Annotated in this window: 17 protein-coding genes; 8 read left to right on the top strand and 9 right to left on the bottom strand. The window is 63.3% G+C overall.

Features of this window, described 5'->3' with window-relative positions; all coding sequences use genetic code 11:
• Positions 1–66 precede the first annotated feature (66 nt).
• From U9970_RS02320 to lipB, 5 genes are all read right to left on the bottom strand, one after another.
• The gene (locus U9970_RS02320; RefSeq protein WP_322765991.1) at positions 67–1,428 is read right to left on the bottom strand and encodes a tyrosine-type recombinase/integrase; all 1,362 of its coding nucleotides are present in this window, start codon (positions 1,426–1,428) and stop codon (positions 67–69) included.
• A gap of 217 nt (positions 1,429–1,645) precedes the next feature.
• Positions 1,646–2,086, bottom strand: coding sequence for a YlqD family protein (locus U9970_RS02315; protein WP_322765122.1), 441 nt, complete (start codon positions 2,084–2,086; stop codon positions 1,646–1,648).
• A gap of 81 nt (positions 2,087–2,167) precedes the next feature.
• Positions 2,168–4,138 carry an AMP-binding protein gene (locus U9970_RS02310; RefSeq protein WP_322765121.1) on the bottom strand — a complete coding sequence of 657 codons (1,971 nt, stop codon included), beginning with the start codon at positions 4,136–4,138 and terminating at the stop codon, positions 2,168–2,170.
• 20 nt (positions 4,139–4,158) lie between these two features.
• Positions 4,159–5,709 (bottom strand): ABC transporter permease/substrate-binding protein, encoded by a 1,551-nt coding sequence (locus U9970_RS02305; RefSeq protein WP_322765120.1) that lies wholly within the window; start codon positions 5,707–5,709, stop codon positions 4,159–4,161.
• Entirely contained in the window at positions 5,706–6,386 is a 681-nt protein-coding gene (gene lipB, locus U9970_RS02300; RefSeq protein WP_322765990.1) for a lipoyl(octanoyl) transferase LipB, read from the bottom strand. Before lipB ends, U9970_RS02305 begins: the two co-directional genes overlap by 4 nt.
• A gap of 54 nt (positions 6,387–6,440) precedes the next feature.
• Between lipB and hpf the strand changes: the two genes are divergently transcribed.
• From hpf to U9970_RS02275, 5 genes are read left to right on the top strand one after another with little or no spacing between them, the layout of a single operon-like run.
• Entirely contained in the window at positions 6,441–7,031 is a 591-nt protein-coding gene (gene hpf / locus U9970_RS02295) for a ribosome hibernation-promoting factor, HPF/YfiA family (RefSeq protein ID WP_255023686.1), read from the top strand.
• Positions 7,028–7,696 carry a deoxyribose-phosphate aldolase gene (gene deoC, locus U9970_RS02290; RefSeq protein ID WP_255024472.1) on the top strand — a complete coding sequence of 223 codons (669 nt, stop codon included), beginning with the start codon at positions 7,028–7,030 and terminating at the stop codon, positions 7,694–7,696. Before hpf ends, deoC begins: the two co-directional genes overlap by 4 nt.
• Positions 7,697–7,703: 7 nt before the next feature.
• Positions 7,704–8,498 (top strand): DNA repair protein RecO, encoded by a 795-nt coding sequence (gene recO, locus U9970_RS02285; RefSeq protein WP_322765119.1) that lies wholly within the window; start codon positions 7,704–7,706, stop codon positions 8,496–8,498.
• Positions 8,499–8,523: 25 nt separating this feature from the next.
• Positions 8,524–9,864 carry an MFS transporter gene (locus U9970_RS02280; protein WP_322765118.1) on the top strand — a complete coding sequence of 447 codons (1,341 nt, stop codon included), beginning with the start codon at positions 8,524–8,526 and terminating at the stop codon, positions 9,862–9,864.
• A 27-nt stretch (positions 9,865–9,891) separates the two neighbouring features.
• Positions 9,892–11,094 (top strand): glycosyltransferase family 4 protein, encoded by a 1,203-nt coding sequence (locus U9970_RS02275; protein WP_322765117.1) that lies wholly within the window; start codon positions 9,892–9,894, stop codon positions 11,092–11,094.
• A 14-nt stretch (positions 11,095–11,108) separates the two neighbouring features.
• Here U9970_RS02275 and pyrF read toward each other — a convergent pair whose 3' ends face one another.
• Positions 11,109–11,828, bottom strand: coding sequence for an orotidine-5'-phosphate decarboxylase (gene pyrF / locus U9970_RS02270; RefSeq protein ID WP_322765116.1), 720 nt, complete (start codon positions 11,826–11,828; stop codon positions 11,109–11,111).
• 122 nt (positions 11,829–11,950) lie between these two features.
• On the opposite strand from pyrF, the gene U9970_RS02265 reads away from it, so the two are divergent.
• Positions 11,951–12,130, top strand: a complete 180-nt coding sequence (locus tag U9970_RS02265; RefSeq protein ID WP_255024466.1) for a hypothetical protein — start codon at positions 11,951–11,953, stop codon at positions 12,128–12,130.
• Between the two features lie 19 nt (positions 12,131–12,149).
• Here U9970_RS02265 and tyrS read toward each other — a convergent pair whose 3' ends face one another.
• Both tyrS and U9970_RS02255 read right to left on the bottom strand, forming a co-directional pair.
• Positions 12,150–13,376, bottom strand: coding sequence for a tyrosine--tRNA ligase (gene tyrS, locus U9970_RS02260; RefSeq protein WP_322765115.1), 1,227 nt, complete (start codon positions 13,374–13,376; stop codon positions 12,150–12,152).
• A gap of 134 nt (positions 13,377–13,510) precedes the next feature.
• On the bottom strand, positions 13,511–13,834 hold the full coding sequence (locus U9970_RS02255; RefSeq protein WP_106502272.1) for a DUF1825 family protein: 324 nt from the start codon (positions 13,832–13,834) through the stop codon (positions 13,511–13,513).
• A 602-nt stretch (positions 13,835–14,436) separates the two neighbouring features.
• Between U9970_RS02255 and U9970_RS02250 the strand changes: the two genes are divergently transcribed.
• Both U9970_RS02250 and U9970_RS02245 read left to right on the top strand, forming a co-directional pair.
• Entirely contained in the window at positions 14,437–14,760 is a 324-nt protein-coding gene (locus tag U9970_RS02250; protein WP_322765114.1) for a hypothetical protein, read from the top strand.
• A 217-nt stretch (positions 14,761–14,977) separates the two neighbouring features.
• Entirely contained in the window at positions 14,978–15,355 is a 378-nt protein-coding gene (locus U9970_RS02245) for a hypothetical protein (protein WP_322765113.1), read from the top strand.
• Between the two features lie 96 nt (positions 15,356–15,451).
• On the opposite strand, the gene U9970_RS02240 is transcribed toward U9970_RS02245, so the two are convergent.
• Positions 15,452–16,291 (bottom strand): LysR family transcriptional regulator, encoded by an 840-nt coding sequence (locus U9970_RS02240; protein WP_322765112.1) that lies wholly within the window; start codon positions 16,289–16,291, stop codon positions 15,452–15,454.
• Positions 16,292–16,389 lie beyond the last annotated feature (98 nt).

Below are 16,389 nucleotides of genomic sequence, written 5' to 3'. Positions count from 1 at the left end.
ACTCCAAGTCCCCTGACGCTGCCTTAAGCGTGTTTCTGATTTTTGTCAGGATCTTAGAGATTTGGTTTAGTCAGCATCAACCTGGATCAAAGCGTCATCTTCATCTCTGGGAACCGAATCTTGAAAGAACCCAAGCGAGTCAATATGGAAACGACTAGAAAGACCATCGTAGGTCTTCTGAATCATTGCCAATGATGTTCCACAGTTCTTGGCAACCAAATTGACTCGCTGTCCTTGAAGCAATGCAAATGAGATATGAGTTGAACGCAACGAGTAAAGAGTATATTTTCTATCAAAGTCACATTTCGCCAAAACCCGATTAAACCACTGCCTTGTGTGCTCTATGTGATAAACAGAGCGACCATCAAAGAACGGATTCATCATTAACAAATCATCCTTTGATACCTGCGGAATCAAAGGCAGTGGCAGCGTCAAGGTGGTTCCCTTTTTGTCCTTGACCTCGCCAGCAAAGACTCTCTGGTTGTACTGTTCTATCTGTTGATTGCGAATCTTTATACCCTTAGTCAAGTGCGATTTGATCTTCTGCAGAGTGCTGCCATTCATCGCAACCTCCCTTCCGCCTGTCTTGGTGGTATTAGAAATTTTCAGGATGCCGCTGACCTTGCCATCCTTTCTCTTCACTATCTCAGAGTCACCTAAACGAATCTGCGCTGTTTCGTGTGGGCGGCACCCAGATTGATATTGAAATCTGACCCAATGAATAAACCAGCGCCTCTTCCACAGAGTTTCCGGGTCATCAATGCCATTCTCAACTGCATAAAGTTCATCACAAAACCGTTTCCAGTCTTCTGGAAGGAATGCTGGGTTTGCCTCATCTCTGTAGTTCTTACGATCCTTGAGTTTCTTAAGGTCAGGTTTTTTCTTCGGATCAAGCATTTCCCTCTCCACCATCCAGTTCAGTACTGCCTTGATCGTGGTGATATCAGTATTAATTGTTCCCGCTGACAAACCAGCGGTTTCCGTCTGCCACTTTCCCTTCTGAGTCACATCCAAATAATGACCGGCATAATCTTGAAATGTATTCTTAGTAATATCGCCAATGCTTCGTATGCCTTTGACCCTGCAGTAAGGCAAGATGCGCTGGGAAATTCGCTGTCTATATAAATCCTGTGACCTTGGTGCCAACTGCCCTCGGAGAACTTCTTTTGCCCTCTCCTCCAAGTAATCCTCACACGCTTTTGATATATCAAGTTTTCTGGTCTTTGACCTAGGCGGTTCGCCCTCAACCTTGACATACGCCGCTAGAGCATTTTTGTGCGCTTGCTTTACATCCGCAGTGCCTAGCGAAATATTTGTATATCTCTTGCCACCCCTATTAACCCTCAGGTAAAAGGTCAGGCGTTCTGCATATTTGATTATGTACGCCTGCCCATTAAGCGTTAATTCTTTGACTTCTATTTTTGGCATAGATATCAAGAATTGGCGTTGGAACAGACCAACTTCTGTTCCAACGCCTCTCTCCTCCAGTCAGGCACAGACCGACTTTAGCGCCAATTCAGTGGTTGTTCCAACCATTGCTCCAACTCTAAAAGCAATACCAGGACTGGTTTTTGCCATTTTCGTGGGTGGCCAACGGAGGTCTGCCGTGTAATGGGCTGATTTTACGCGGCTCCCGCCAGGGGGATCAGCCGGCTTCGATGGCCTCGATCACGCCATCGCGCACCAGCACAGCCGCCTGCAGCTTTTCCACCAGGTTGTCGCCCACCTGCACCTCGCAGACGCTCTCGATCTGGCCTTGCTCCACGATCTGCTCCATCTCCAGTTCGCGTACCTGGCGCTGCTGCTCCAGCATCTGGCGCTTCTGCTCCTCCAGCTCGGCGCGCTTTGCCGCCACCTGCTGCTGCACTGAAGCTACCTGCTCCTGTACTCGGGGGTCGAGGGGGTTGGCGCTCTGGCGGCGGATCTCGTCTACCAGCTGCTGACCCTCCTGCTCTAGCTGGGAAAGCTGGGCATCGACATTGGCGATGGCATTGCTTAGCTCACGCTCGGCGTCCTCCTTCCAGCGGGGAGTAACCACGGCACGCACGGTGATGGTGCGTTTGATCGTGAGGGAGCCGTCAGCCATGGGGGGAGCAAAGCAGCGCCCAGGCTGTCAGCAGGGCGCACCGGGGTCAACCGCCGGTTCGCCGCACCGCACCCACAAGGTTCAGCGGGGTGCGTAGATCGCCTCAATCGCCGCAGCGTCGCGGGCCGTAATCCGGTCGCGGCGCTGCTTGAGGGTCTGGGTGAGCAGACCGTTATCGAGGGTGAATGGCTCAACCAAGGCCACACCGCTAAGGCGTTCGTCGGGGCGGGAGCCGGGGCGGGCGGCCAGCAGCCGGTTGCACTCCCGCGTCAGAGCCCGCAACAGGGCCAGATCGATTGACTCCGCCGCCGCCTTGGGCACCACCAGGGCGCCGAGCTGCTTGCGGTCCTGGCCCACCACCAGCACCTGCTCGATCAGGGGGCTGGCCACCAGGGCCTCCTCGAGGGGGCCGGGCTCGATGTTCTCGCCGCTGCTCAGCACGATCGTGTCCTTGGCCCGGCCGGTGAGCACCAGGGAGCCATCGGGCAGCAGGTGGCCCAGATCGCCGGTGTCAAACCAGCCTTCGCCGTCAAGCACGGCTGCGCTGGCCTCCGGCTTGCCCCAGTAGCCCGCCATCACCTGGGGGCCGCGGGCCAGCACCCGGCCGCGCTGCCCCAGGGCCAGCAGCTCGCCGGATTCGGGATCAACGATCCGCAGGCTGGTGCCCGCCAGGGGCTGGCCGGCGCTGCCGCGGCGGTTGGCCCAACGGCGCCGGCAGGTGAGCACGGGACTGGTTTCGGTGAGGCCGTAGCCCACCAGCAGCTCGATGCCGATGGCTTCGAAGAAGCCATCCACGTGCATGGCCAGGGCGCCGCCACCGCTGATCGCCGTGCGCAGCCGGCCGCCCACCAGCTGCTGGCGCAGCTTCGGCCAGAGCAAGGCCGCCGCCAGCCGGTGCAGGGGCCAACGCAGCAAGGCCAAGCCGGCCGCCCCTAACCGAGACAACACGCCTTCCGGGCGCAGGGTGAGATCGAGGGCCTGGCGGCGGCAGCGGCCAAAAGCACGGCTGTTGGCCAGGGCCGCGCCCAGTAGCCGCTGGCGCGAGGCCGGCATGGCCGCCAGGGCGTCGTCAAACCCAGAGAGCAAGGCCTCCCACAGTCGCGGCACGCTGATCAAGTAGTGGGGCTTTACCCGCTGCAGGTCGGCGCGCAGCTGCTTGAGGGTTGTGTAGGTCTGGCGGCAGCCACAGGCCAGCAGGAAATACTCAGCGCTGCGCTCATAGGAGTGCCAGATCGGCAGCACGCTCACCACCCGGTCGCCCGGCTTGGGTGCCACGGCCACCCCCAGGTGGCGCAGCTGGTGCAGCAAGTTGGCGTGGCTGAGGGGCACGCCCTTGGGCTGCCCCGTGGTGCCAGAGGTGTACAAAATCGTGGCGAGGCGGGCCCCAACAGCCGTTGGTGGCGGGGCCGGCGTGCCGCAGGCCAACGCCGCCGCCCCGCGCTCGAGCAGTTCGCCCCAACTGAAACAGGATCCTGGCGCCGCCCCCACCTCCCTATCCCCCTCCAACAGCACCACAAAGCGCAAGCGCGCCCTCGCTTCAGGGGAGAGGTTCAGCTTGGCCAGCAGGGCCGCCGATTCCACCACCAGGCCGCTGGCACCTGAGTCTTCCAGGATGTAACGCAGCTCCTCCACAGGGGCGGCGCTGCCCCGCACCGCGTCGGCGGCACCGGCCCGCATCAGCCCCTGGTCGGCCTGCAGCCAGCGGGGACCATTTTCGGCAAACAGGGCCACCACATCACCAGCGCCCACGCCCAGGCCGGCAAAGGCCGCCGCGGCCTGCTCGATGCGCTGCTGCAGTTGGCGGTAGCTGAGTTGCTCGGGCGTGGCCGCATGGGGAGCCTCCAGGGCCAGAGCATCGCCGTGGCGCGCCGCCAGCACGGGCCAGAGCTGCTCCAGGCCGGTGAGGCCGCTCCAGTCGGCCCGCTGGGCCAGGGCCTGGCGATCGCGGCGACTGCCGCTCCAATGGATTTCAGCGGGGGAGGCGGCGCGGGCCACGGCGGTGGAAGCGGTAGGGCTTTCCAGCAGTGTTAACACCCCTGGGGCGCACGCCATCCTGCCTGGAAGGGGCCTATTCAGTGATTCTGCCGCCAGCGGCGCACCACCAGTTCGGGGCTCTGGTGCTCCAGATCCACCGCGGCATTGAGCTGTTGCATGGTGACGGCCGAGATGCGGCCCGCCAGGTTCTCCAGCACCGGCACCAGCTCCGGATGGCGCTCCAGGCTTGCGGCGTTGAACACGGGCACCGCGTCATAGGCGGGGAAGTAGTGGCGGTCGTCCAGCAGCACCTGCAGCTTCAGGGCGGGAATCAGGCCGCTGGTGCTGTCGCCTGCAATCAAATCCACCCGGCCGTCGGCCAGGGCCCGGTAGGTGAGGCCCAGATCCATGGCCGTAGGCGGCGCGGCGAAACGCAGGCCATAGCGGCTCGCCAGCCCCGGGTAGCCATCGCCCCGGTTGAGAAACTCGTAGCCGAAGGCGGCCCGCCATCGGCGGGCCGGCAGCACCGCCTGGCTGATGCTCCGGAGCCCGAGTTGCTGCCCCTGGGCCCGGCGGATCAAAATCGCAAAGGTGTTCTCGAAGCCAAGCGAGGGGAACATCCGCAGCCCGTAGCGCTCGGCGTAAAGCCGGCGAGCACGGTTCCAGAGGCTGGCGCGGTCGCTGGCGCCGGGGCTCGAGGGCTGCTTGAGGATCGCCGACCATGCCGTGCCGGTGTATTCGACGTAGCCATCGACCCGGCCCTGGCGCACGGCCTCATGGCAGAGAAAGGTGCTGCCAAGGCTGAATTCGCGCCGCACCTGGAGCGAAGTGTGCTCTTCAATTTCCTGGGCCAGCAGTTCACCGAGCAACTGCTGTTCGGTAAAACCCTTGGCCCCGATCACCACCGAGCCGGCAGGGCCTGGAGGGGCCAGCTGATGCCAGCCGAGGGCGATGGCAAGCAGGGCCGAGCCGAGCAGGGCCGCCGCCAGGACCCACCGCCGCCGGAGCCATGGCCTGGGGCGTGGCTGCCGCGACCCCCGGGTCAGGTGTGTCTCGAGGGCTCCCAGACAAGCATCGGCAGCCAGGGCAATGGCCGCCGCCGGCAGGGCCCCGGCCAGCAGCAGGGTGTTGTTCACCGTGGCGATGCCCCGGAAGATGAATACCCCCAGCCCACCGGCACCAATCGCCGCGCCGATCGTGGCCACCCCCACGGAGATCACGGCAGCCACCCGCAGGCCCGCCATCAGGCTGGGCAGGGCCAGCGGCAGCTCCACGTAGCGCAACACCTGGCCGCCACTGAGCCCCAGGGCCTGCCCGGCCTGCTTCAGCCCGGGCGGAACCTGTTGGAGCCCGGTGAGCAGTCCGCGCAGCAGGGGCAGCAAGGCGTAAAGAGTGAGGGCCACCACCGCCGGCGTGGAACCAATGCCACCAAGCAGGGGCACGGTGAGCAGCAAGCCGAAGATCGCCAGGCTGGGGATGGTCTGCACGGCATTGGCCAGCCCCAGCACCAGGCGGCGCCAGCGGGGGTGCGCCTGAATCGCCAGCCCCAGGGGCAGGGCGATCAGCAGGGCCAGCGCCACACTGGAAGCCACCAGAACAAGATGTTCGCCGCTGCGGAAAATAATTTCCCTGGCCAGCTCAGCAGTCACAGCTTGAACACCCCGTCCTGGGGATTGGATGGCCGCAGCACCAGGCCGAAACGACTGGCAAAAGCCTCCAGCAATGGCCGGCGCAGCTGCTGGGCGTTGAGTTGCGGCCGCCAATCCACCAGGCGCCCCACGGGCCGATCAGCGAGTCCGCAGGGCACCACCGGCGCAAAACCAGCCAGGTCGCAATCCACATTCAGGGCCAGGCCGTGCTGGCTGATCCAGCGCCGCGCCCCCACCCCGATCGCCGCCAGCTTGCGGCCCTCCAGCCACACCCCGGTGAGCCCATCGATCCGCTCGCCCTGCAAATCCAAACCCGCCAGCACATCGATCACCACCTGCTCAAGTTGGCGCAGATACTGGTGCAGGTCAGCGCCGTGGCGCTGCAAATTGAGCACCGGGTAGAGCACCAGCTGGCCCGGGGCGTGGTGGGTCACCTCGCCGCCGCGGTCAATGCGGTGTAGGGGCAGGGGCGGTGCGGCGGGATCGAAGCGCAGAAAGGCCTCCGAAGCGCCGCGGCCCATGGTGTAGCAGGGCTCATGCTCAAGCAGGAGCACGGCGTCGGGGCCCTCGGGATGGGCCAGCAGCCGCTGCTGCAGCTGGCGCTGGACCGCCCAGGCCCGTTCAAACGGCACCGGAGCCGTCGCTTCAAAAAGGATTGCATCGAGGTTGGGAGTTATCACAAGCCGTTCTTAGCGTTGGTGCACCAGAGCACCTGAGGCGGTTGCCATCTGATGAAACTGCTTATCCATGGCCGCAATCTTGACGTCACTCCCGCCATCCGGGAGTACACCGAAACCAAGCTGATCCGCGCCATTCACCACTTTGAGGGCCTTGTCAAAGAGGCCGACGTGCACCTGTCGGTGGCCCGCAACCCCCGGGTGCCGCAGCAAACGGTCGAAGTCACGATGTTTGCCAATGGCACCGTGATCCGCGCCCAGGAGCGCAGCGACAACCTCTACGCCAGCATCGACCTGGTGGCCAGCAAGCTCAGCCGCCAGCTGCACCGCTACAAGGACCGCATCCAGGAGCAGGCCCAAGGGCCGGTGCACCGCTCCGCCCGCGACGAGGAGGCTGGCGCCGCCGCCAATCTGCCGCCCCCCGGCAGCACCTTGGTGGACGGCAAGGAGCCCGAACTGCCCAACCGGGGGGTGCGGCGCAAGTACTACGACATGCCCTCGATGAGCCTCGATGATGCCCTGCACCAGCTGGAGCTGATCGACCACGACTTCTACGTCTTCCGCGACGCCGAAACTGGCCAGATCCAGGTCGTGTACCACCGCAACCATGGCGGCTTCGGGGTAATCCAGGCCAAAGACGCGTGAGCGCCGACCGGCCAGACCTAGCCCCCCTGATCGACCACGCCCTGCTGGATCCCCACCACGGCAGCAGCGCCGTGCGCCAGTGCTGCGAGGAAGCCCGCCATTTCGGCTTTGCCGGGGTGTGCGTGGCCTCCCGCTGGGTGGCCACTGCTAGGGAGCAGCTGCCCCTTGAGGGCAAGGGCGCCAGCCCCCAGCTGATTGCCGTGGTGGGCTTCCCCTTCGGTGCCGTGCCGGCGGCGGTGAAGCTGGCCGAAGCGGTGGCAGCGGCTGAGGCCGGGGCCGACGAACTGGACGTGGTGCCCGATTTCGGCGCCCTAGCGGACCGCCAGAGCACGCCGATCCACGACGAACTGGCCGCCATCTGCGAGCTGGGCCTGCCGGTGAAGGTGATCCTGGAGGTGGGCAGGCTGGATCCCGACGCCCTGGCCCTGCTGGTGGAGATCAGCATCGATGCCGGCGCCCGCTTCCTTAAAAGCGGCAGCGGCTTTGGGCCAGCGGTAACGGTGGACCACATCGAACAGCTGCGCCAGCTGGCCCGCGGGCGGGCAGCCATCAAGGCCTCCGGTGGCATCGCCAACCTGGAGCAGGCCCTCGCCCTGGTGGAGGCTGGCGCCACCCGGCTCGGCACCAGCCGCGGCGTGGCCCTGGCCCAGGCGATGCGGGGCTGAAGCAACCGTGCCGGAGCAAAGCCTTGAAGGGTTGGCGCTGAGCTGCCGGCCCCTGGGCGAAAACGACAGGCTGCTCACCCTGCTCAGCGACGAGGAGGGGGTGGTGCGGCTGGCCGTGCCGGGGGCGCGCAGACCCCGCAGCAGCCTGGCCGCCGCCGTGCCCCTGAGCCATCTACGCCTGCAGGTGGGCGGTCGCAGCGGCCTGAGGCGGGTGCGTCAACTGAAAGTGCTGCGCAGCTACAGCGGCCTGGCCCAGCAGCTGGAGGCCCTCGCCGCCGCCCAGGCCCTGATGGAGCTCTGCCTGGCCCTGGTTCCAAGCGACGCACCCTCCGCCGGAATCTTGGGCGACCTACTGATGCAGCTGGGCCGCCTCGACGCCCTGGTGCAGAAGCGGGGCTGCGACCTAGAAGCCTTGGCAATTGCGGTGCAGGGCAGCGTCCACCTGCTGGCCCTCGGCGGCTACGCCTTACCCCTGGGCTGCTGCAGCCGCAGTGGTGAGCCCCTGGATCCACCCGTGGGCGATTGGAATTGGCGCTGCAGCCTGGTGCCGAGCGAGGGGTTGGTGATCGGTGGCGTGCCGGGGGCGCGGGTGGTGCTCAATGCATCCGAACTGGCCCTGCTGCAACGGCTGCTGCGGCCCAACCTGCCCCGCCGGCGCGATGGCGAACTGATGGGCCCCCTGCCGGTGTGGCTGCACTTGCTGGAGCTAGTGGAGCACTGGTGCCAGGAGCATCTCAGCCGCAAACCCCGGGCCTTCCGGCTGCTGCGCACCGGCTTGGCAGCCGGGGCTGCGCCATCATGACGAGCCTGCAGCAATTCGAGCCAGTTTGAGCGGCAATTCCAACGCCACCGGATTGCAGGGCGTTCTGGCGCTACCCGATTTCCGCTGGCTCTGGCTTGGCCAGATCTTCTCCCAGCTGGCGGACAAGTTTTACATCGTGCTGATGGTGTTCCTGATCGCCCAGACCTGGGTGAAGGGAACGCCTGAAGCCAACCCAGCCCTGGCGGAGGCTGCCTCGGCAATCCGGCTGGACCTGCCCGAAACCCGGGCTCAGATGATCACCCTGCTGGCCACGGGGATCTACGTGGCCAACACGATTCCAGCCATGCTGCTGGGCACTGTCGCCGGGGTCTGGGCCGACCGCTGGCCCAAGCGGGGCGTGATGGTGGCCTCCAACGGCCTGCGGGCGCTGCTGGTCTTGCTTGCCCCCCTCTGCCTGGTGGAGGGCCCCGAGTGGCTGGGGCTGAGCTGGGGTTACTGGGGGCTGGTGCTGATGACCTTTTTCGAGTCGGTGCTGACCCAGTTTTTTGCGCCGGCCGAACAGGCAGCCCTACCCCAGCTGGTGCCCAGCGACCAGCTGCTAGCCGCAAACTCGCTATATCAGGCCACCAGCATGGCCGCCACGATCGTGGGCTTTGCCCTGGGTGATCCGATCCTGCGGCTCCTAAACCTGGGCCTGCAACGCATCGGCATCAGCGGCGGTGAATTTCTACTGCTGCCGCTTTGCTATGGCCTGGCGGCCGTAGCCATCAGCCGAATCCGCTGGCAGGAGCCGCCTCGGCCGCCGAGCCGCACAACCGTGTGGCAGGAGATCGGCGAGGGGATACAGGTGCTGCGGGAGCGGCCACGGGTGTTCAGCGCCATGGTGCAGCTGGTGTTGCTCTACAGCCTGCTTGCCGCCCTTTACGTGCTGGCGATCAGCCTGGCGGCGGCCATCCCCGGACTTGGCCCCACCCAGTTTGGGACCCTGCTGGCGATGAGCGGCCTGGGCCTGGCCATTGGGGCCCTGGCCGTGGCCCAGCTGGGCCAGGGGCTCAACCGCCGCCACCTGGCTGCCACGGGCCTGGGCACGATCGGCTGGAGCCTGGTGCTGCTGGGTCAGTTGCGCGGCAATTTGGTGTTCACCTTGCTGCTCTGCGGCGTACTGGGGGTGGGCTCGGCCCTGCTGGCGATTCCCGCCCAAACCACAATCCAGGAAGAAACCCCCGAAGAGCTGCGCGGCAAGGTGTTTGGCCTGCAAAACAACCTGATCAACGTGGCCCTGAGCCTGCCATTGGTGCTGGCAGGGGCGGTGGTGAGCCGCTACGGCCTGCTGCCGGTGCTCTGGGGCCTGGCAGCCATTGCCCTGGTGGCGGCCGTATTGGAGCGGCCATGGCAGCGCTGGTAGCGTGAGACTCCGGACGCGCGAGCCCTGGTGGCCCACATTGCCTGGCTGGGCAAGAAAACACCGTTCTGCGGCAACGTCACCTACGGACTGAGCACGACTCACGCGCTGCGCAGCCGGGGCCATGGGATCAGCTTTATCCACTTCGACACCCCCCCCGGCAGCCTGGCTCGCTCCAGCGATGCCCTGCTGGACGCTGACAACCAGGGCGACAGCAATGGCGGCGGCCCGGAAGTTGCCCTGCCCTACCTGGTGAAGTCGCAGGTGTACACGATTCCATCGCTGGGGGCCCAGCGGGAATTGCGCGAATCCCTGGAGCGACTCAAGCCCGACCTGGTCCACGCCAGCCTCACCCTCTCCCCCCTCGATTTCCGCTTACCCGATCTCTGCCAGCAGCTGGGGCTGCCGGTGGTGGCCACCTTTCATCCGGCCTTCGATGCCAGCTTGCGCAACCTCACCGCCGGCACCCAGCAGCTCACCTACCAGCTCTATGGGCCCACCCTTGCCAAATTTGACCGGGTGATCGTGTTTTCGGAGCTGCAGGCGGAGATGCTGCTGCGCCTGGGGGTGCGGGCCGAGCGGCTGGCCGTGATCCCCAACGGCGTCGACACCACCATGTGGCAGCCGGCATCGCTGGCCACCGCTGCCAGCCCAGACCTGCAGGAGCTGCGCCAGCGCTTTGCCGGCCGGCGCGTCTTTCTGTACATGGGTCGGGTGGCAACTGAGAAAAACGTCGAGGCCCTCATCAAGGCCTGGCGGCTCGTGCGACCCGCCGGCTGCGTGCTGGTGATCGTGGGCGATGGCCCCCTGCGCGCTGCGCTGCAGGCCCCGGGGGATGAACCAGATCTGGTCTGGTGGGGCTATGAGCCCAGCCTGGAGCGGCGCGTGGCCTTCCAGCAGCTAGCCGAGGTGTTTCTACTGCCCTCCCTGGTGGAGGGCCTGAGCCTGGCCCTGCTGGAGGCCATGGCCAGCGGCACCGCCTGCATCGCCACCGACGCCGGCGCCGACGGCGAGGTGCTGGAGGGGGGCGCCGGCATCGTGATCAGCACCCAGGGCGTTACCACCCAGCTGCGCACCTTGCTTCCGGTGCTGCGCGATCAACCCGTGCTCACCGCTGAGCTGGGCCGGCGGGCCCGGACCCGCGCCCTAGAGCGCTACACCCTGGAGGGCAACATCGACGCCTTAGAGGCGCTCTACGCCGAACTCGTACCCCGAAGCTCCCTGGTGGCCTGAAGCTCACTGGTGACCTAAAACCCGCCCAGCTCCAGGCAACAAGCCGCGAAGGCCGCAGCTGGATCTGGCGCCGCCGTGATCGGCCGGCCGATCACCAACTGGCTGGCACCGGCGGCGACGGCCTGAGCGGGCGTCAGCACCCGCTGCTGATCGCCAAGGGCCGCTCCAGCTGGGCGGATGCCGGGGGTCACCAGGGCAAAGGGCTCGGGATGGGCAGCCCGCAGGGCGGCCACCTCCAGCGGTGAGCAGACGCAGCCACCGATACCGGCCGCCGCCGCCAGCTGGGCCAGCCGGGGCACGTAGGCAGCAAGCGGCTCCCCAATCGCCAGCTCGGAGGCAAAACGGGCCTGCTCCCAGCTGGTGAGCACCGTCACAGCCAGCAGGGTGGGGGCAGGCAGGCCTGCCGCCACAGCCGACTCCAGCGCCTCCGCCTGGGCCGCGCCCAGGGCCGCGCTGCCCGCACTGGCATGCACCGTGATCAGCTCGGCACCGAGGCGGGCGGCACTGCGGCAGGCGCCGGCCATCGTGGCCGGGATGTCGTGGAACTTGAGATCGAGGAACACCCGCTTGCCCTGATCCCGCAGCAGCCGCACCACCGCCGGTCCGCCAGCCACAAACAATTCCAGTCCCACCTTGACCCAACGCAGCTCGGGTACGGCGGCGGTGAAGGACAGGGCCTGCTCTGGCGCCATGCCATCGAGGGCCACGATGATTCGATCACTGGGCTCAAGCAAGGGCCGCTGGCAGCTTGCTTGCAGGCTAGATAGGGCGTCGCCCAGGCGACATCGCCATGGCATCAGCGCTGCATTGAGGGCCCCATGTCACCGCCCAGGCTTGGGTGGTGCGAGCCGTGGCCATGCCCTTCTCCGATTCCACTCCCCTGCCGGTGACCCTCAGCCTTGAGCCGGGCGCCTCCTGCCCCCTACCTGCCTGGCAGCCCTGGGGCGATGGGGGCATCACCATTCCCTGCAGCAGTTCCGGTGATGCAGCTGCAGCCCAGGGCCCTAGCTGGGACGACCTGCTGGGCACCAGGTAGGAGCTGCTGGGGGGAGCGCTCAGCCGGCCACCAGTCGCCGGAAGGTCTTCTTGCCCAGCTGCAACACCTTGCCGGCGAGGGCATCAGGGCTGGCAAATTCGTGATTGGGATCGGCCAGCTTTTCGCCATCTAGCTTGACGCCGCCACCCTGGATCTGGCGGCGGGCCTCGCTGCTGCTGGAGCAGAGACCCACGGCGCTGAGCAGATAGAAGGCCTTGGCGGGAAAGTTCACCGCTGCCAGCGACGCTTCCGGCACCTCGGCGGCGGCCGCACCGCTCCCCGCCGCACCGGTCACAAGCTTGGCGGCATCAAGCTGGGCCGCCGCCGCCGCCGGCCCGCCATGGCGCGCCTGGGTGATCTCCAGAGCCATCAGTTTCTGACGCTCCCTAGGGTTCTGCGGCAGACCCGCCAAATCCAAATCAGTCAGCAGGGTGAGGTAGTCGTCGACCACCGCATCGGGAACCTTTTCAAGCTTCGAATACATCGAAAGGGGGTCTTCCGCGAGGCCCACGGTGTTGCCCAGGCTTTTGCTCATCTTCTGCACGCCATCAAGTCCCGGCAGGATCGGTAGCAGCATTCCAAATTGGGGGCGCTGGCCAAAGTGACGCTGCAGGTCGCGGCCCATGGCCACGTTGAACTTTTGATCGGTACCACCCAGCTCCAGATCCGCTTGCACCTGCACCGAGTCGTAGCCCTGCAGCAGCGGATAAAGAAACTCGTGCAGGGAGATGGGGGCCCCCGAGCCGTAGCGATTGGAAAAGTCCTCCTTGGCCAGCATCTGGCCCACGGTGCTGATGCCCAGCAGCTCAATCACCTGAGGCAGGTCAAGCCCTGAGAGCCACTCGCTGTTGCGGCGCACCTCCAGCCGGCCAGGAGTCTCGAAATCCAGCAGGGCGCGCTCGCGGGCCTGGCCCTGACCCAGCTGCTGCAGGTAAGTGGCGGCATTGGCCTCTACCGCAGCAGCGCTGAGTTGCACCCGGGTCGCGCTCTTGCCGGTGGGATCGCCGATGCGGGCGGTGAAGTCGCCGATGATCAGCACGGCGATATGGCCAGCATCCTGGAAGGCCCGCAGCTTGCGGAATAGCAGCGAGTGCCCCAGGTGGATATGGGAGCCGGTGGGGTCGATGCCGAGCTTGATGCGCAAGGACCGTCCGGCCCGCTTGGCCTCTTCCAGGCGAGCGGCTAGCTGCTGGTCTGGGTCGCCGCAGGCACCTGCACCGCTGCCGGCGGGGAACAGATCCGCCATTCCCCGCTCAAGCCAGGCCGGCAGAGGAGGCTGCGCGCTAGGTGGCTCTGCTGGCGGCTGAGCTGTTGAAGGCTGAGCTGTTGTCATTCGAACTGCGACCCGCCTTGACTCTGTGGCGGGATCGTAGGCAGCCGCTAGGCGGTGGCCTCCAGCTCAGACTTCATGCGCTCCAGGGTCTGGTGCATCTGCTGGAACATGGTTTCCGGTGTCATACCGAACTGGCCCAGTTGGGTGCGTAGCTGCTCCACGGTGAGCTTTGCCTGGAAGTCTTCGGAGAGCTCGAAGCGCTTCATAAACACCCGGTAGCGCTCCATCATGTCCTCCATCTTTTCGATGTAGAGCTTCTTGCCCTCGCGATCAAACTTGCCGTATTCACTACCCAGCTGCATCAGCTGCTGGTAATCACCAAACAAGCGTTTGGCTTCGTCTTGAACGATTTCGGATTCAAAGAATGCCATGGTGCTGATCCAGGAAGAAACCAGTGACTGCAAGGGGCAAGCGGGGAATAGCAAGTTGCATCGTTGCAACTCTGAACTGTCTCATGACCTCACGAGGAAGCAAATTCAGCACCATGTCAGCGACTTGCATTCAATTTTGCCAAAACCATGAGACCCACGGGCACTGGCGTCATGAGTAATACCCGTAACAGGCGACCACCTCACCCACCTTCAGGACACCACCCCCGCTTGAGTTCCTGCCGTGCAACCCATTGAGAACACCGCTTGGTCAGGTGCTCCCCTTGAGGAATCAGACCCTGGTGAATCGGACAGGTGAGCAGGGTGACGCAATGCCTGCCGACCTCGTAGCGGAAGTGCTGGCAGGTGATGCAGACGCTTGAGGAGCGGGATGGTTTGAGGACATTCCACTCAAGGAACTCCCATTCTTCAGCGGGGGTCGCAGAAGGGGCGGGAAGGGCAGCAGGCATCGCACAAGAGCAGATACACATGTACTACTCACGCTGAGGTGGTGAGGTCAAGGAGTCCATTGAGTCCCTTAGCGGTCAGACTGTCCTCAGGAGGGGTCTCATAACTGGTCGCCCGCGCATTGCAGTCTTGATCCAGTGAGTCATCAGGTGCTGCCGATCAGGGGTCTCCGCAAAGCGGTGAGCATGGGTGGAATCTTTGCCGTCAGCACGGTGCTCACAGGCAAGGTCCAGCACCTCGCCTTCCACCTGAAGACCATCAACCGTTTTGGAACCGATGGGATCTTGAATCACGGGTTACAGATCCTGGGGTGCTTCCTGGTGCTCTCAGTCCTGATCTGGGCAAGCAAGAGCGAACCCAACCCCGTCAGACCACTGCTGGCATACCCACCACACAACAGGGACACAGTGCTGGTGCATGTCGCTGGTCTGCTGACTGGCGGACTGCTGATGCTGCGATGAGAACAGAACTCCTGATCGCCCTGGGCATCCCCGCTGCCTACCTTCTGGTCTCCACACTGCTACTGCTGCAGCGCCCACAGACCCTGCCACCCTTCTTACAACGCATCAGTGCCCGTAGAGCAATCGCATGGAACACAATGGTGGGACTGTCCATTGCCATTGGAGCATTGCGGTGGGCACTTAGCAGATGAAAGGAAGCAATAGAACAGCAGTGTGCTTGCTGCTCACACTGTGGTCTGGAAGCACGTTCGCAGCGGAACAAAACCAGTGCAGCACACTGAAGGATGAACGGGATAGTCTCGCTTCACAGGCGATGGTGGCAGAAATTGACCTGGGCAGAAAGTATCGCGAACAGATTTGCCCAGGATTAGCAAGACAAGCAGAACAAGCAAATGCCAATGAAGGCAGTTCGGGGATTATTAATTACGAAGCACTGATTGACTGTCGCAAGAAGGCGGAGGCAAGACTTAAGAAGAACAACAAGTTGCTATACCGCAATCTCCTGGGATTCACCTTCTACACCCCGAAAGGCGCCTCACTCGCCAGACAGGCAGATCAAAAAAGCACAGAGATGGGGAACATAAGATGCCCATAAGAAAGCAAGACAGCGCGAGCAAACTGAATTATCCAGAGATTGCTATTCAAGAGCGGGTAGAACCCAAGGGTTCAGACAGCAGCGGGAACTAGAAACTTAAGGGATACGGATATCAGCAAACTTTTGCGATAGTTCAAGCACCTTGCACTTAAGATGCTCTAGGAGTTCCATCAGGCGCGGATGGTCTGCGTATTCACGGCGAACAATCAATGTATCTCCAACCTCAAGAGAGATCTGGATCGGGAGCAAAACCTGAGGTGATTTAAAGAGATGAAGGGTGAGAGAAGTAGCGTACCCAACGGCAAGTTTTTCAGGTGTTTTATCCTGCCAATTACCATTATACCGCTGAATATTCAGAGGGAGACTCCAAAGACCTAGTTCCTGGAGGATTTTCTGAACCTTCGGGAAGGAATTGTCCGGAAGTGCCAGGGATGGATACCTCTTAACATCTTCCAAGGTGATGCGATTTCCCAATGCAAGCAAAGGGTGCCCTTCAGCAACAACTAAGAAAGTAGGCAGACGAGTCAGATGGAAGCAAGCAAAATCATTATCATCATCAGGGATATCTGGATAGGAACCTATCCAAGCATCTATCACTCCTTCGCGCAAATGCTGTAGAGGTGTATGAACCTCTAAAAAGTCAAAGTTGCCAGGATGCCAACCACTCAGCAGACCGTCGCAGAACAAAGGACCCGAATAATACTGTGCCTCAATTCTCAATGGAAGATCACGAAACCAGCGATACCGCTGATGAACAGTTCTCTCCATATTAAGAAGAGTAGTATCTCCTATCAACCCCCATTCGCCATTAGGTTTAACAAGTTGAACCCCAAAGACCTCTGAAACCCGAGAAACATTGCGAGAAACGGTGGGTTGGGTGAGACCAAGACGTTCGGCGGCAGCAGCACCTGACCGCAACCAAATCAGGCAATCCAAGCAAGAGAGGGAGTCTATGGATACAACCATCCACCCCCTCCCCAGAACATTTACCTACCCTACCCCCCCCAATAACACCACCCACTATACGAAAAACG

The organism is Cyanobium usitatum str. Tous, from assembly GCF_963920485.1.
Taxonomy (GTDB): Bacteria; Cyanobacteriota; Cyanobacteriia; order PCC-6307; family Cyanobiaceae; genus Cyanobium_A; species Cyanobium_A usitatum_A.
Note: the sequence above shows the minus strand (reverse complement) of the source record. Positions and strands in the feature narration are given on the sequence as shown.

What these genes read in the sequence shown, in the direction of transcription:
- U9970_RS02320 (WP_322765991.1), bottom strand. Translation starts at nt 1,428, where the DNA reads ATGCCAAAAATAGAAGTCAAAGAATTAACGCTTAATGGGCAGGCGTAC.
- U9970_RS02315 (WP_322765122.1), bottom strand. Translation starts at nt 2,086, where the DNA reads ATGGCTGACGGCTCCCTCACGATCAAACGCACCATCACCGTGCGTGCC.
- U9970_RS02310 (WP_322765121.1), bottom strand. Translation starts at nt 4,138, where the DNA reads ATGGCGTGCGCCCCAGGGGTGTTAACACTGCTGGAAAGCCCTACCGCT.
- hpf (WP_255023686.1), top strand. Translation starts at nt 6,441, where the DNA reads ATGAAACTGCTTATCCATGGCCGCAATCTTGACGTCACTCCCGCCATC.
- U9970_RS02265 (WP_255024466.1), top strand. Translation starts at nt 11,951, where the DNA reads ATGCCCTTCTCCGATTCCACTCCCCTGCCGGTGACCCTCAGCCTTGAG.
- tyrS (WP_322765115.1), bottom strand. Translation starts at nt 13,376, where the DNA reads ATGGCGGATCTGTTCCCCGCCGGCAGCGGTGCAGGTGCCTGCGGCGAC.
- U9970_RS02255 (WP_106502272.1), bottom strand. Translation starts at nt 13,834, where the DNA reads ATGGCATTCTTTGAATCCGAAATCGTTCAAGACGAAGCCAAACGCTTG.